The 15,733-nt window shown below is 37.4% G+C and carries 15 protein-coding genes; 6 read left to right on the forward strand and 9 right to left on the reverse strand.

Annotated features, from left to right (window positions below):
• Positions 1-38 precede the first annotated feature (38 nt).
• The 5 genes from AB669_RS14690 to AB669_RS14710 are packed head-to-tail and all read right to left on the reverse strand — an operon-like array spanning position 39 to position 4,607.
• On the reverse strand, positions 39-1,112 hold the full coding sequence (locus AB669_RS14690) for an acyltransferase (RefSeq protein WP_047800040.1): 1,074 nt from the start codon (positions 1,110-1,112) through the stop codon (positions 39-41).
• A complete protein-coding gene (locus AB669_RS21610) occupies positions 1,112-2,122 on the reverse strand; it encodes a hypothetical protein (RefSeq protein ID WP_156166755.1) in 1,011 nt (336 codons plus the stop codon). The genes AB669_RS14690 and AB669_RS21610 overlap by 1 nt, the downstream gene beginning before the upstream one ends.
• Before the next feature lie 3 nt (positions 2,123-2,125).
• Complete coding sequence (locus AB669_RS14700; RefSeq protein ID WP_047800041.1) at positions 2,126-2,857, reverse strand: glycosyltransferase family 2 protein; 732 nt, start codon at positions 2,855-2,857, stop codon at positions 2,126-2,128.
• Positions 2,858-2,864: 7 nt separating this feature from the next.
• Entirely contained in the window at positions 2,865-3,794 is a 930-nt protein-coding gene (locus AB669_RS21615; RefSeq protein ID WP_053058423.1) for a glycosyltransferase, read from the reverse strand.
• Positions 3,795-3,800: 6 nt separating this feature from the next.
• Positions 3,801-4,607 (reverse strand): DUF5672 family protein, encoded by an 807-nt coding sequence (locus tag AB669_RS14710; RefSeq protein ID WP_047800042.1) that lies wholly within the window; start codon positions 4,605-4,607, stop codon positions 3,801-3,803.
• A gap of 97 nt (positions 4,608-4,704) precedes the next feature.
• Between AB669_RS14710 and AB669_RS14715 the strand changes: the two genes are divergently transcribed.
• Entirely contained in the window at positions 4,705-5,943 is a 1,239-nt protein-coding gene (locus AB669_RS14715) for a glycosyltransferase family 4 protein (protein ID WP_047800043.1), read from the forward strand.
• On the opposite strand, the gene AB669_RS14720 is transcribed toward AB669_RS14715, so the two are convergent.
• Positions 5,940-7,772 carry an ABC transporter ATP-binding protein gene (locus AB669_RS14720; RefSeq protein WP_047800044.1) on the reverse strand — a complete coding sequence of 611 codons (1,833 nt, stop codon included), beginning with the start codon at positions 7,770-7,772 and terminating at the stop codon, positions 5,940-5,942. The genes AB669_RS14715 and AB669_RS14720 overlap by 4 nt on opposite strands.
• A 170-nt stretch (positions 7,773-7,942) precedes the next feature.
• Here AB669_RS14720 and AB669_RS14725 point away from each other — a divergent pair, with 170 nt between their 5' ends.
• Positions 7,943-9,130 (forward strand): glycosyltransferase family 87 protein, encoded by a 1,188-nt coding sequence (locus AB669_RS14725; protein WP_047800045.1) that lies wholly within the window; start codon positions 7,943-7,945, stop codon positions 9,128-9,130.
• On the opposite strand, the gene AB669_RS14730 is transcribed toward AB669_RS14725, so the two are convergent.
• Entirely contained in the window at positions 9,106-10,161 is a 1,056-nt protein-coding gene (locus AB669_RS14730; protein ID WP_053058424.1) for a glycosyltransferase family 1 protein, read from the reverse strand. The genes AB669_RS14725 and AB669_RS14730 overlap by 25 nt on opposite strands.
• A 9-nt stretch (positions 10,162-10,170) precedes the next feature.
• Entirely contained in the window at positions 10,171-11,046 is an 876-nt protein-coding gene (locus AB669_RS14735; protein ID WP_047800046.1) for a hypothetical protein, read from the reverse strand.
• 92 nt (positions 11,047-11,138) lie between these two features.
• Between AB669_RS14735 and meaB the strand changes: the two genes are divergently transcribed.
• On the forward strand, positions 11,139-12,041 hold the full coding sequence (meaB, locus tag AB669_RS14740) for a methylmalonyl Co-A mutase-associated GTPase MeaB (RefSeq protein ID WP_047800047.1): 903 nt from the start codon (positions 11,139-11,141) through the stop codon (positions 12,039-12,041).
• Positions 12,042-12,294: 253 nt separating this feature from the next.
• Here the strand turns inward: meaB and AB669_RS14745 are convergent, their stop codons facing one another.
• On the reverse strand, positions 12,295-13,584 hold the full coding sequence (locus AB669_RS14745) for an aminopeptidase P family protein (RefSeq protein WP_047800048.1): 1,290 nt from the start codon (positions 13,582-13,584) through the stop codon (positions 12,295-12,297).
• A gap of 172 nt (positions 13,585-13,756) precedes the next feature.
• On the opposite strand from AB669_RS14745, the gene AB669_RS14750 reads away from it, so the two are divergent.
• The 3 genes from AB669_RS14750 to AB669_RS14755 all read left to right on the forward strand — a co-directional run bounded on the left by AB669_RS14750 (position 13,757) and on the right by AB669_RS14755 (position 15,730).
• A complete protein-coding gene (locus AB669_RS14750; RefSeq protein ID WP_047800049.1) occupies positions 13,757-15,100 on the forward strand; it encodes an OmpA family protein in 1,344 nt (447 codons plus the stop codon).
• Positions 15,101-15,198: 98 nt separating this feature from the next.
• Positions 15,199-15,336, forward strand: a complete 138-nt coding sequence (locus AB669_RS22590) for a DUF6728 family protein (protein WP_316798843.1) — start codon at positions 15,199-15,201, stop codon at positions 15,334-15,336.
• A gap of 13 nt (positions 15,337-15,349) precedes the next feature.
• Positions 15,350-15,730, forward strand: coding sequence for a RidA family protein (locus tag AB669_RS14755; RefSeq protein ID WP_047800050.1), 381 nt, complete (start codon positions 15,350-15,352; stop codon positions 15,728-15,730).
• The last annotated feature ends 3 nt before the right edge of the window (positions 15,731-15,733 follow it).

Raw genomic sequence — 15,733 nt, forward strand, 5'->3', positions numbered from 1 at the left:
TTTTGTATGATTGCAACATTGCCCTGTTTTAATCGTACTTACTGCCCGATTATCCACCGCATTTTCCTTGGGGCTTTGGAAATTAAAATGGTAAGCAGATATGCTGTCGGATATACAATTGCAAATCTTACGATCTGAAGGATGACAAGCACTCTTGTTGACTTCTGATCATTGGAAATATGCAGAGGTTCAAAAATCATCGGTAAAAGGTAAAAGATTAAAAGCTGGTGTGTAAGATAAATTCCAAAGGTTGTATCTCTCGGTTTTAGTTTTTTAATGAAGCTAAAATTGCAGTATTTAAACAGGAATATAAAGCTGATTAATGAATAAATAATATTTGACAATCTAAGGGTATTAAACGGATCTTTAGGCAGTATGTTCATCAGATTTATGGTTTCTGTACATGATAAGATGAAAGATGCAACAAGCGCGAGTACAATCTGCCATCCCTTTATTTTTTCAACCCAGTCACAAAATTTTTCAAAGTGGATGTTCAACTTAAATCCTAACCAAAGGTAAAATACAAATCCTAATACGGCTGTTGTATGTGCGGTGGGAATAATCTGTATGTAAAGATTTAGAGCATAAAACAATGATAAGAGACCCAGAATAGCACCAAAAACATTCGAGTAAAGGTATTTCCTGAACGTTAACAAAACGGCGATGCAGATCATAAAATTTACGATAAACCAGTAACTCGTATCCAAAGTAATGTGATAAATGTTTTCGAAAAACTTGTCGGCAGGATTTATTAATAATTCCATATTACCCGATTTTACGTATTTGAAATACCAGCTGATATAGGTGAGGCATAACATGATGAAACACCAGAATGACCATGGTTTGAATGTGTTGTCAAATCTACGTTTAAGGTACTCCCAAGAGTTATATTTTGTAAATTTATCTCCAATCAGAAAACCTGATAAAATAAAAAATATAATGGTTCCAAACTTAAAGACCTGAATGCTTAATGTCTGTGCGAGCTGATCGTCAAAATCTGTGAAGTACCTGTTCCAGAAAAGGGTAGAATGCTCCATCACAATCCCAAACATGGATATAAACCTCAGGTTATCGATAAAGCTATAATTGATATTTTTTTTTGGCTCTCTCATTATTTGTGGTTAAATATAGCTTTGATATCCTTATTAAATACTGCTTCCTCTGTTAAAAGCTCTTCTTTATATTTTGCAAAATCTTTAATCCTGACCGGGTAGTTTGCCAGGCAATCGGATATGAGATTAGTAATGTCTGGATATAAGCTTACGTCTTTATTAAAACGATATTCATCAGGGATAGGCATATCTTCCCGATAAGCTGCAGACCCATTTTTTCCAATGATCATACAACAATTCATCAGGCAGGCCTCCCTTGGCATTCGCTCTTTGCCGGGGTGAAAACCAAAGTCGATATACAATTTACTTTTATTCATTAGCGCAGCCACTTCTGATGCTAGAAGTCCCTGGACTGCTACCCAACTGAATTGTGGCGTTTGTTTAATTAAATCATCCAAAAAAACATCATTCTTTTTTGGATTGTATAGAATAATATCTTCTTTAATACAATTATCATCTATCTCATTGATGAATGCCTGGTTCATATAGTCAGAAATTTTACCTGTTATGCGGATATTGTTTTCTTTTAATAAAACTTCGGAGTAGAAGGAATGCCGGATATGATCCAGAGGGAGCTTTCTAAGCCGCTCTAAAGTAGGTAGAGGCGGATTTATATGTGGATTAATCAAAGACTTTAAAGCATAGAAACGTTTCTTTTTTATTTTTTCCTTCCAGGGTTTTAAGCCTTCCCAATAGTAAGTTACACTTAACCACCAGATTGCTTTTCTGATCTTCGAATATGGTTTCTGATAAATAGGATATAAATTAGATTCAGCCAGGATCATCACGTTTTTAGCATTGTTGTCCACCTCTTTAGTATAAGGTACTGAGTATGCTTCATACTGAGGGTGGATAGGATTAGGATGATTGGGTGGGATATATGACATTTGCGCATCAAAGCCATTTTTAATCAAATAATGTCCCAGCTGGTGTAAAGCCTCCGGGCCACCCGTTGCCATTGCGGCGGGACATTGAATGTAAATTTTCGCCCCTTTTTCTAATACGATCATCCCTTATTTGTAGTTTTTATATTCCTCAACAATTGAATGCAGTCCAGCATTTTCATATTTTTCTAACTCTCTATCCATATGACCGTAAACCTTTGCATAATGCGGACCACAAGCGTGGAGGCAGTAATGGTTTTTGATCAATCCTGATTTAAGCTTAAGCTTTCTGCTGAACAAGTTAACCAGTAGCCCGTCTTCTCCTTTAGCCATATTTAAATCATTCAGTAAAAACCTGAGCTTTATTTTATTATAGTTTTTCTTTTCGAAGCAAGCACACCAACCACCTGTAGGTCCTTTTTCTATTACTTTTTCACCCCTAATTTCTTCAACGTAATTCTCAATTGGAGGTTTAGCGCCTAGTGTAAACTCATTTTGAACGACATTTAATGCAAGAAAACCATAATCAGGAAATGCTTTCAAATAATCAATGAATATTTCTTCAACTGCAGGTGGAAAGGTCAGTACATCATCATCTACAATAATAATATATTCACCTTTTGCCATCCCAAAAAGGCGCTTGTAGGCATTTAGTCCGTGATTTTTTTTTCTTCTTACAATTTTAACAAGCGGATTTGAGCTGTATTTATCCAGAACAACATGAGTGTTGTCTGTTGAGCCATTATCCATTACAATCACTTCAGTTTCAGTGTTGTTTTTGATTGATGGCAATAATGCCGATAAACATTCATCCAGAAATTTATATCTATTCCAACTGAGTATTACAAAACTTACTTTCATAGTGCTTTTAATTATTAAAACAAATTTTTCTTATTGTATTTAATTGACTTAATTTATTCTTTCCTTTCAAATGAAAATAGAACAGGATGTGATAGTATCTCAATAGGAAGAAAAATAGCCTGAATCCCCTGAGCCCCTCTTGATATGCTACCAGATAATAATAGATCTTCCGAATCTCCTTTTGATTTCTGTTATTCAAGCTAAAACCTGAACAATAATTTATCCAGTTTAAGTTGTAGTTCAAAAAACCCTTGTTCCCAGTGCTATCATCCTGTTTTTTTAAGTTAAGCGTATCTGTAATAGCTAAGTCATGCTGCCTGTAATTAACCAGGATATCAGGGATAGCCTTTATCTTTCCAATGGTTATCGCAACAAAGGTAATCCACCAATCGTGATAAAATTCACTGTTGAAAGGTAAAATAACTGATATTAAAGTGCTTTTAAAAAGCATTGCATGGCCTGCTACACAATTAGAAATAAGAAAAGGAAGGTTGGATGTTCCATCATATGAGCGGTAATGATCGCTCATTTTTACATGTGGGATTAATTTTCCCTGCTTGTCTATCAGGTTTGAGTCATGGTAGATCATGTCAGAATCACCAATCTGAGTAATTAGTGTGGTTAATTTTTCTATCATCCAAACATCATCCTGATCAGAGAGTGCGATGTAGTCACCCGTACACCGGGAAATAGCCTGCTCGAAGTTTTTAACAAAGCCAAGGTTTTGATCATTCTGGTACAGCGAAATGATAGGATAATTCGACGCATAACGCTTGAGAATTTCAAAAGTACCGTCAGTAGATTGATCATCACAAATAATGATTTCAATAGATTCGTAGCTTTGTGAGAGAATACTCTCAAGTTGTTCTGTGATGTGTTTCTCTCCATTAAAAGTACACAGTGCTACTGAAATAAGTGGTCGTAATGTTTCAGACATGGTGATTTATTTTATTTCAATTCCTTGTGATTTAAATATTGGCTGCCAAAACTCAAGGTTCTTATCCCAGGCATGACAACCGAATGGAAGTACCCCTTTGGTTAATTCTAATGCATATTCACCATGGCTTTCAATAGAAAAAAGAGCTGCTTTTTTATAGTTTGGGATTTTTAACTGTTCTGATTTTCGGTTTACCGCTATACTCCAGAAGGCGTCCTCGTTGAAACGGTGAAAGTTTTGAGCAGTATAATCAGCAATCAATTTCTGCTTTGACTGGCATAAATCAAAGAACTTTTTGGTGTTCCTAAGCGAAAATCCGCCGTTACCCACTTTATTTTCAAACTGTAAGTCACTGGGGATACCAGTCCTTTTTTGTTTTACATCATACTTAATGTGAAAATAAGCTTTAAACTGATTCTTTAGTTTTTTGAATAAATCTGGATAGTCTGCTTCTCTTAACCAGGGAGCACCAATATAATCATAACCTGCCTCGCACCACTGTTGCAACTCATCTTTGAATACAAAAGCATCAGGCTGGTAGATTAAGATAAAATCATTGGCAAGAAATTTCTCATAGAATATCGAAGCCAACATCAATCTGTTATATCCGGCGATGTTTGTAAAATATACATCATCGAAGCTGTAAACGGTGTTAAAAGGATACTTATAGTTTTTTAGATCTAGTGACAGGGGTTTTACCGCAACAATATTATATTCGCCAAGTACTTTAAAGCACTGGTTGAGCGAGATGATTTCCATTTCACTCAGCGAAGGTTTGTATATAGGAATAACTACAGTAACACTTTTTTTCATTCTATTGGTGAAATAATGCCTAAACAGGTTTGTTAATAAGATTCCAAAGTTATATTAACTAATGGATTAAATATAACTTTGCAGGAATAGAAAATTTATGAAAAAAATCGCAATTGTTGTACAAAGATATGGTTTAGAGGTTAATGGCGGTGCAGAATATCATTGTAGAATACTGGCAGAAAAGCTTAATCCTTTATTTGATCTGGAAGTGATTACTTCATGTGCCAAGGATTATACCACATGGCGGAACGAATATCAACCTGGTGTTTCAAGTGTCAATGGGGTTAAAGTCAGGCGATTTGAAGTTGTACAAGAGCGAAACAAAAAAAAGACTCAATCTATTGAACGGAGGCTGAGAAAAAAAACCTTTTTCCATAAAAGTCTGCAGCTGTTCGGAATTCTTTCTTTTGTGGAAACACTATTTAATTTAAACGATAATCTCAAAGAGCTTGGGAATGAATGGGCGAAACAGCAAGGACCATATACGCCTTCACTTATTGATTTTCTACAACACAATAAGCAGTACTATGACGCCATTATTTTCTTTACCTATCTGTATTATCCTACTTTTTATGGATTACAGACTGCATCCGAGCGATCTATTTTAATCCCCACTGCTCATGACGAGCCACCAATCTATTTTCCTAATTTTAAAACCTTTTTTAAGCTACCTAAAGCAATTTTATACAATACCAAAGCTGAGCAACATTTCGTCAATCAGCTTTTCCATAATCAGGGGATTTACAGTGACGTAGTGGGGGTAGGAATAGATGAGCCAGTTTATTATGCAAGGCCGAATGTAGTACCCAAAACGGATCCATACATCATTTATATCGGTCGAATCGATCCGGCAAAAGGATGCGACATTTTGTTTGAATATTTCATTGAATATAAAAAAACTGATACTAGTAATTTGAAGCTTGTTTTAGTGGGTCAGCCGTTCATGGAGATCCCAAAGCACAACGATATCTTGCCTCAGGGCTTTGTGAGTGAGGAATTGAAAGGCGGCTTATTGCAATATGCCGCTGCACTTATTATTCCCTCTTTTTACGAAAGTTTATCATTAGTTACATTGGAAAGTATGATAGCAGGGGTTCCTGTTATTGCCAATGACTATAGCGAGGTATTAAAAAATCATATAGAGCAAAGCCGTGGAGGTTATTTGTTCTCGAATGTAGAAACTTTTAAGAAGGCACTGGATATGTTAACCAGTCCGGAAACTGATTTTGCACTGCTAAAAAGCAATGCAAAAAAGTATGTCATGGAAAGTTATAACTGGAATGTTGTTATTGACAAAGTAAACAGTGCTGTTGATTATGTTTCTGCTAAAAACTAGTCGTTAAAAGCCTGCATATCAATCAGGCGCTTATATAAACCGCCCTGACTCATCAATTCACTATGGTTGCCCGTTTCAACAACATTTCCCTTATCAATAACAACGATTTGATCGGCGTGCTGAATGGTGCTCAGCCGGTGGGCAATAACAATTGAAGTACGGTTTTTCATCAGGTTATTTAATGCCTCCTGTACCAGTTTTTCAGATTCGGTATCCAATGCAGAGGTAGCTTCATCGAGCAACATAATCGGGGGATTTGCCAGTACTGCCCTTGCAATACATACACGTTGTTTCTGGCCTCCTGACAACCTGTTGCCGCGGTCACCAACAAACGACTGGTATCCATTTTCGGTATTCTGAATAAACTCATGTGCATTGGCGATTTTAGCAGCAGCAATTACTTCTTCTGCTGTTGCATCAGGTTTTGCAAATGCGATGTTGTTAAAGATCGTATCATTAAATAAGAAAGATTCCTGGTTCACAATCCCCATTTGTGCACGTATACTTTCAACGGTCAGGTTTTTATAGTCAAAACCATCGATTTTGATACTTCCTGATTTAGGGTCATGGAAGCGTGGGATCAGATCCATCAAGGTACTTTTTCCGCCACCAGACGGACCAACTAAAGCAATGGTTTTGCCTTTTTCGACGTCGAAATTGATGTTATTCAGAATTTGTTTTTCGCCGTAGCTGAAAGAAACATTCTCAAATTTTATAGCACTATTAAAGCCACTTAAAGGTTTCGCATCAGCGGCGTTAACCAGTTGAGGTTTGGTGTCAATCAGGTCCAGTACGCGCTCTCCTGCTGCAATGCCTGAGTGAATACCACTAAATGAATCAGTTAGTGCTTTTGCAGGGCGCATCACCTGAGAGAAAATAGCAATGTAAGCAATAAAGTCTGCTGCAGCCAGTGCATTAGCTTCTTTGTTGATGATAAGTGAACCGCCGTACCATACTATTGCCGAAACCATTAGTACCCCCAGAAATTCGGAAACAGGCGAACCAAGCTGCTGGCGGCGGGTCATTTTTCTTGTTAGGTTGGAATAGTAAATATTTTCCTTATTGAACTTGTCTTTGATCCGTTCTGTTGAATTAAAAGCCTTTATGATTTTGATACCACTTAAAGATTCATCCAAAAAGCCTATCATTTTGGCGAATGATTCGTGAGATTCTTTAGCCTGTTGTTTTAACCTTTTTACAATCTTGCTAATAATGAACCCGGAAACTGGTATCACCAATAAAGAGAATAAGGTTAACTTTACTGATATGTTAAATAGAAAAAATATGTAAACGATCAAAGTTACAGGCTCTTTAAATACAACCTGCAATGTATTAGTCACAGTAAACTGCACAACCTGTACATCGGATGCAACTTTTGAGATAATATCACCCTTGCGTTCATTGTTGAAAAATCCAACATGCATGTTCATTACATTATTGAACACCGTTTTACGAAGATTTAAAAGTGTATGAACGCGTAAATCTTCCATGTACCGTTGTGAAAAATACCTGAATAAGTTTGATAGTAATACTGATGCAATGATTACGATACAAACCAAACCTAAGGTCTTTTCAAGGCCATGAGTTGCGCTATATTGATTTACCGTTTGTCTAAATTGGCCTAATATATCAAAAGATGATGATGCTTTATCCACCAATGATTCCTTCTTTTGCCCCTTGTTCGTATTCAGAAGTGTTTCAAAAAGCGGAGACAACAGTGCTAGATTTAGCGTGCCAAATAAGATCGACAAGAGGGTTGCGATGACGTAGGGAATCGCAAACTTTTCTATTGGCTTGGCAAAAGATAATAACCGAAAGTATATTTTCATCAAAAATGTTTAAATGCCAAAGTTAAGCATTTAGACAAGTTATTTAATAACCACTGTTAAGCAATGGCTCTAAATCGACATTTCGATGATTTCTAATGTATTATTGCATCAGTAGAAATAATAATTTGAAAAAATAATTCTTTCTTTGCAGGGCTAATAATTGACTACCTATGTTGAACAGATTTCGTTGGAGTATCTTTTTAAATCAGAAACTTGTTTACGGTTTATATATTTTGTTGGCGGTTGTTGCCGCATTGAAGCAATACCTACACCATTCTTTTAATAACTACCTCATCTTTAAATATACCTTCTGGCATCTTATCGATTTAAAGCCACTATATATCAATTCGCCTCTCAACCCCTACTTTGATTGTAATCACTATGGCCCTGCTTTCGCTCTTGTTATTGCACCATTTGCTGTTTTACCCGATTGGGCGGGAACAGTTTTATGGAATATCGCAAACGTTATTGTACTGCTTTGGGGGATTTTTAGCCTGCCTTTAAAAAAGAATACCAAAATCATTATCGGATACATTTGTGCCCATGAAGCTTTGACAGCACTTTTTAGCTATCAGTTTAATGTGGCATTAACAGGTACAATACTGCTAAGTTTCTCCTACATCATCAAAAACGAAAATTTCAAATCAGCGTTTTTCATTGCATTTGGTACAATGGTGAAACTGTACGGAATTGTAGCGCTTGCTTTTTTCTTTTTTACAAAAGATAAGCTGCGGTTTATTTTATATGGACTGGTTTGTCTAGCTATACTCTTTCTGGTGCCCATGTTGTTTTCTTCTCCGCAATATATATTACATACCTATCAAGACTGGTACAGATCTTTGGTTGAAAAGAATGATAGCAATACTACGCTAGACTCATTTCAGGATATTTCATTAATGGGCCTGGTTAGGCGGGTCGCTCATAATAAGGAAATTCCTAACGGACCGATGTTAATGGGTGGCCTTCTATTATTTCTTTTACCCTACATCAGGATAAACCAGTATAAGGAAGTTGGCTTCCGGTTGATGCTTCTTGCATCAACATTAATTTTTACGGTTATTTTCAGCACCGGCTCGGAATCTCCTACTTACATCATTGCCTTTGTTGGCATCGCTATATGGTTTATGTTGCAACCGAAGAAAAATTGGTTTGTAGTGTCCCTGTTAATTTTCGCTTTTGTGGTCACCAGTTTATCCCCAACAGACATTATCCCCAGAGATGTCAGGTATTTTATCAGGATTTATTCACTGAAAGCATTACCATGTGCTATCATTTGGTTCACCATAATTTATCAAATGTTAACGGTGAATTTCAAAAAACAAGGTGAAAATGATCAAATTTCGCCAGTTAGTGAATGATAAAGCTGCCAGTGCGCTTCAGCGCATTTTTCCCAGGTAAATTTTCTTGCGTGGGCGGTGATTTTATCAGCAGGATTTGTACTGAGATAATGTTCCATTCCTTTTGCAAAAACATTTTGCATATACTCACGATTGAAGTTTTCAAAATAATAAGCGTGTTCGCCGCCTATTTCCGGCAGTGAAGTTCGGGTAGATAAGAACACAGGCTTCCCAAAGTTCATCGCCTCGATAACGGGAATCCCAAAGCCTTCTGCCAGCGACGGAAATGCAAATGCTGTACAATTTTTATAATACCAGTATTTGTCCTCCTTGGTTATCGGGCCGGTAATGTGTACACGGGTTTCAACGCCTTGTTTTTTTGCCTCATCAAGGATTTCTTTCACATAATCAGAATTTTCTTTTCCAGATATCACTAGCTCAAGATCATTGCCAGCCAGCAAACAAGGCAAAGTATGAAAGTTCTTTTTTGGAATAACCGTACCAATGGCAAATATAAAGTGCTTTTGAGGGCGGTAAACCGGGTTGTCAAAATCCGGGTAAACTTCAAAGTCGCAGCCATTATAAATAACTGTAATGGGTTTGTCTACTTTTAAATGTTTTAAAATATCCTGTTTGGTAAATTCGGATATTGCTATAATATGATCGGCCTTATCTAACGTTTGCTGGTGTTTTTTGAGTTTTTTGCGGCGTTTACTTTCTGATTCTTCCTCATAAACAAAATTTAAATCGTGTACCGTAAGCACACGTACCACCTTGCGCCCGGCAGGTGGTACATACCACGAAGTTTGGTGCGCCGTATGCCAAAGCTTAATTTCTTTGTTAAATGAAGGGAATATAACCTTATGCAGGCTTTTCTGATTAATGAATGTAAGATCTTTATCGAAATAATATTGATCTTTTTGCTGCAGATAAAGAATTACCTCATTGTCGGGCTTGCCCTTTGTGCTCAAAGCTATACCCAATTTATGGCAATATTCGAAAAGTCCTGTAAATGGATATTTCATCCGTTCACAGTCAAAAACAATTTTCATATCAATATTTTATCTGGAAACAATCTTGTAGTTTTTGTACTCGCCTATTCTGATGCCGGTATATTTTAAGATTTTATTTAAAATCCTAACGCGCAGCGAATGGGTACTTTTTACTTTTGTGAGGTCGTAGCTGAATTTCCAGTTTACGGCATCTATCCTGTCGAGCATCACTTTTGGATGTGTACCTTTAAAACGCTTAAGGTTGTCGGCATTCCCATAATCAAACTCTGCCGTTGCCGGAACTTCTCTGTCTACCGCATTTTTATCGTAATAGAGGTTAAAATTTACTCCTTTCCGTACCAGGCCTGCAGGTGGTTTAACCCATCCGTAATGAAAAACGTAAGCATCAATCAGCTTAACATTCAGCTTTCTGCCATTTATGCGAAAGCCCTGAGCATCTTTATAGGAGGAAACACCCGGCAGGTTTTTAACAATGCGGATTTCTCTCCGGTACCAGCTTCGGGATTCGGCAACGTAATCATACGAGCCGTAAAAATGTTTATATTTGAGTAATAAAGCTTCTACTTTTTCATTGTGCAGCTCTCGCTCCATTTCCTTTTTAATAAGTGGGAGATAATCTTCATGTATTGCTTCATCACCCTGGATATAGATCATCCAGTCCGTATCCGTAGATATTTCTCCGATAGCCTTGTTAGTCTCATCAGCAAAAACACGCCCTCCATGCCTTACGCGCTCGTCCCATATCGTATCAATTGTTCTGATCTTTGGGCTAATGTTCTTAACCATCTCCGAAGTTGCATCTGAGGAATTGCCAAGTGCAACAACAAAGTCATCACATAAAGGCAGTACTGAAAGTATGGCCTCTCTAGCTGGATAGTCATTTACAATTGCGTTTCTTAGAAAAGTAAAGCCTGTAACTTTCATTGATAATTAAGATGCATGGTTGCGGGTATCATCAAATCATAACGATTCGATTAAAAATAAATCAGTTTATTTGTACAAAGATAGTTTTATTGATGAATACACATCTATCCATTTTAAACGAATTAAAGCAGGGCAATTATAAGGTTTTAGCAAGGGCATTAACTCTTGTTGAGAACGATATTGCGCCTTCAGATTTAATTCTTACAAATCTGGATACTTTATCAGGAGCTGTTGTTATTGGGATTACCGGCCCACCGGGAGCGGGCAAAAGCACCCTTGTTAACGCATTAACCGGTCAATTGGTTGGTGATGGAAAAAGAGTGGCCATTCTGGCTATCGATCCTACTTCTCCGTTTAATTTTGGGTCACTACTCGGCGACAGGATCCGGATGGCTGCCCAGTTTAACCATCCCGATGTTTTTATCCGCTCATTGGCTACCCGGGGCGCTTTGGGAGGGATTTCTGCCAAAACCATTGAGATGGTCGACGTTTTGAAAGCATCAAACTTTGATGTGATTCTGATTGAAACTGTAGGTGTGGGTCAATCGGAGGTAGAAATTGCCGGATTGGCTGATAAAACGGTTGTGGTTTTGGTTCCTGAATCAGGCGACGAGATACAAAATATCAAATCGGGGTTAATGGAAGTTGCCGACTGTTTTGTAGTGAATAAAGCCGACCGGGATGGAGCAGACGTTTTTGCCAATAACCTATCGAAGATGATCCATCAAGGGGTGAAATCCGTGCCTGTGATAAAAACGGTAGCCGATCAGGGGATTGGTATTCCTGAACTTGTAAAGTGGATTGAGCGCCCAGTTAAAAATGAAAATCAGCGAAAAGTTTTTCTGGTTGCAGAAAAAGTCTGGAAAATTATCCAACATCGAAAAATGCAAACGATTGATAAAATAAGGCTGCATGATGAAATTCAGGCAGCCTTATTGAAGGATGACTTTAATGTTTATCGGTTTACCGAAAACTTTATTAAATCAGCCGGCTAATTCGTTGAAGTGTGATATACTTTTTTTAACCCTTTGTTCGTACCTGGTTAACACCTTGCTAACCTTTTCTGTACCCATCCTTAACCTTTTCTCTACCTATTGCTTACCCTACGTTAACCCTTTCTTAACCTATTGTTAACCCCCAGGGTTAAGAATAGGTTAAGAAATACTCAACAAAAGGTTAATCAGGAGATCATGAAGTAGCATCATTAATAGTTACAATTGCTTACCGGGTTAAATGGCCACCGAAGTATTATCCGTTCATGATATCTTCAATCTCTTCTGCATCCAGAGGAATATCTGCCATTAAATCGATATTTCCATTTTCAGTGATCAGAATATTATTTTCCAGGCGAATACCGAGCCCTTCTTCAGGGATGTAAATGCCCGGTTCTACTGTCAGTATATTTCCGGCTGCAAATGGCGTGTACCTCCCTGCAAAATCATGTACGTCTATTCCCAGATGATGGGAGTTGCCATGCATAAAATATTTTTTATAGGCTGGCCATGCCGGATTCTGGTTTTTTACATCATCCGTTGTTATTAACTTAAGCTTAATGAGCTGCTCTGTCATTAATTCCCCAACTTGTTCGTGGTAAGTATTCCACACTGTCCCCACCCCAATTAATTTAATCGATTCTTTCATCACATGATGTACAGCCTTGTAAACGTCTTTTTGTCTTTGGGTAAATCTTCCGTTTACCGGAATTGACCTGCTCATATCCGCATTGTAGTTGGCATATTCTGCTCCAAAATCGAAAAGGATCACATCACCATCCTTACATTCCTGATTGTTATCATTATAATGAAGAATATTTGCATTATGCCCAGAAGCAATGATTGGGGTATAAGCATGCCCTGTCCCGCCCTGTCTGATGAACTCATGGATAATTTCTGCCTCTATTTCATATTCTTTTACGCCAGGTTTTGTAAACTTAAGTATCCTGATAAAGGCATCTCTGGTAATGGCAGCTGCTTTTTTGGTGAGTTCTACTTCCACATCAGATTTCACTGCCCTCAATTTCCGCATAATTGGAGCTGCTCTTTCGAAATGATGCAATGGATAGTTGGCCTTCATTTTTTCAATAAACCTGATATCCCTGTAAGGGACAGCATGGGCATATCTATCGTTTTCGTTTGTGTTTAAATAAATATGGTCAGCATAATGAACAATACTATGGAGTATATTCTCAAAATCTTCTAGCCAGTATACCGACTGAATACCGGAAGCAGCCTTTGCCTGCTCTTTTGTATATTTATAGCCTTCCCAAACTTTGATGAAATCATTCGTCTGTCTTAAAAACAGGACTTCTCTGTATAAAGGATTAGGACAATCTGGGTATAACAGTAATATTGTCTGTTCCTGATCGATGCCTGATAAATAAAATAAATCGGGGTTTTGCTTGAATATGAAGCTTTGATCACCGCTCCTGGGGAACTCATCATTGGCGTTAAATATAGCTAATGAATTGTTTTTGAGTTCTTTAATGAAGTTATTTCTGTTTAACATAAATAATGACTGATCAATAGTTGGATATTTCATAAATAAGGTAAATTTAAATAAGAAAATGCCAAATGTAAGAAAATGATTATTCAGGGGGAAGTTTGGAACGGAGTTTGTATAAATGTTTGAAATTTTAAATATTTGTTTAATTTTGCGATTACTAAAAAATTAATCAATTAAATTGTTTAACCCTTAAAAAAGAAAAAAGATTATGAATTATTCTACTTTAAAGAAAAGTGTTGCGCTTTCTTTAGTGGCATTAACAGGAGTAGCTTCTCTTGCTGTCGCTCAGGATGCTCCTGCAACTACTTCTTCTGCCAAGGTATTTGGCGGAAGGGCTCAGTACAGAACTTGGTCGATCGGTGTACACGGTGGTGTTTTAATGCCAGTTGTTGCTATCGGTGGATCAAATGACTTCAACAGATGGGATGCTAACTTAGGTTACGGTTTAAACATCCGTAAGCAATTAGGTCACTCTTTCGGTTTAGAATTAAACGGAACACGTGGTAAACTTTCAGGTACTAACGAAGGTATCACTACAGGTGTTAGAGAATTCGAAACAGAATTACAATATGCTGTTGACTTACGTGGTGTAATCAACGTTGGTTCAATCGACTTCTTACGTCGTGAGAATTCAGTTGGTTTCTTCGTAACTGCGGGTGGTGGTTTAATCGCTTACGCTCCAAAAGTAACTTTAACTAACGGAACTGTTATCGACTGGAAAGGTAGAGCTAATGGCCCTGCTGATGACAGACACGATGCTAAAGATTACGTAAAAGGTTTCTATATTCCAGTTGGTGCTGGTGTTAAATTCAAAGTTTCTGAGCGTGTTAACTTTAACTTAGGTTACACTATGAACTTTGTTGATGCTGATAACGTTGATGGAGTTTATGCAAAAGGAACTACTAAAGATAAATATTCTTACGGTTATGCTGGTTTAGAATTCTCTTTAGGTTCTTCAGCTAAACCAAGCTTAGAGTGGACTAACCCATTAGCTACTATGTACGATGAGTTAAAAGATCCAACTTTACGTCAAGAAGTTGAAGCATTGAAAAACCGTGTTTCTGCTGTTGAGAAATCTGTTGAAGATTTGAAAAAAGATTCTGATGGTGACGGTGTTGCTGATCAATTCGACAAATGCCCAGGAACTCCTGCAGGTACTGCTGTTGATGGTTCAGGATGTCCACTTCCAAAAATGGATACTACTGCAGCTGCAACATCTAATGTAACTGGTTTCGAGAAAATCGCTTTTGATTTCAACTCTTCAGTTCTTAAAACTGAGTCTTATCCTACTTTAGATAAATTATCTTCAACTTTACGTGAAAACGGTGGTAAAGTAACTGTAAACGGTTACGCTTCTAGCGAAGGTACTGCTGCATATAACTTGAAGTTATCTAAAGACAGAGCAAACTCTGTTAAAACTTACTTAGTAAACTCTGGCGTTAACGCTAGTCAAGTTGCTACTAAAGGTTTAGGCGAAGCTAATCCAATTGCTTCTAACGATACTGAAGAAGGTCGTATCCAAAACCGTCGTGTTGAAACTGCTAGAAACTAGTATTTCAATATAAAAGTTAAAGAAGAGTCCCGATGAAAGTCGGGACTTTTTTTGTGTCTTTTATTTTCCATATAACGCTTTTTAGCTAAGTTTGTGTAATGTACTTCTTCAGAAAAAAGGATCCTAACAGGCCAACAAATACGAATATTAAAATTATGCATTTTATCAATGCACTGGCAATTACGATCTTTCTTGCAGGAATTATTTACAAGCTTATTCAGTGGCTAAGTCACTAGTCAATTTCATCTTATGAAAAAAATAATCAATACAACAAATGCGCCCGCTCCGATTGGCCCATATAGTCAGGCCGTGCAGGCAGGAAACTTTTTATTTATCTCCGGGCAGATTGCGATTAATCCTGAAAACGGTGAATTAAATCTAACTAATATCGAAGAGGAAACCCACCAGGTGATGCGTAACCTTAAAGCTGTTTTACTTGAAGCAGGTCTAACTTTCGAAAACGTAGTGAAGTCGAGTATCTTTTTAAGCGACATGGGCACTTTTGCGCAGGTTAACGAAGTGTACGGGCAATACTTCAAATCAGATTTTCCAGCTCGTGAGACTGTTCAGGTTTCGGTATTACCGAAAAATGTTAACGTAGAAATCTCTGTTATAGCTATTACAGGTTAATAC

It is taken from the genome of Pedobacter sp. BMA (genome assembly GCF_001027745.1).
Lineage (GTDB): Bacteria > Bacteroidota > Bacteroidia > Sphingobacteriales > Sphingobacteriaceae > Pedobacter.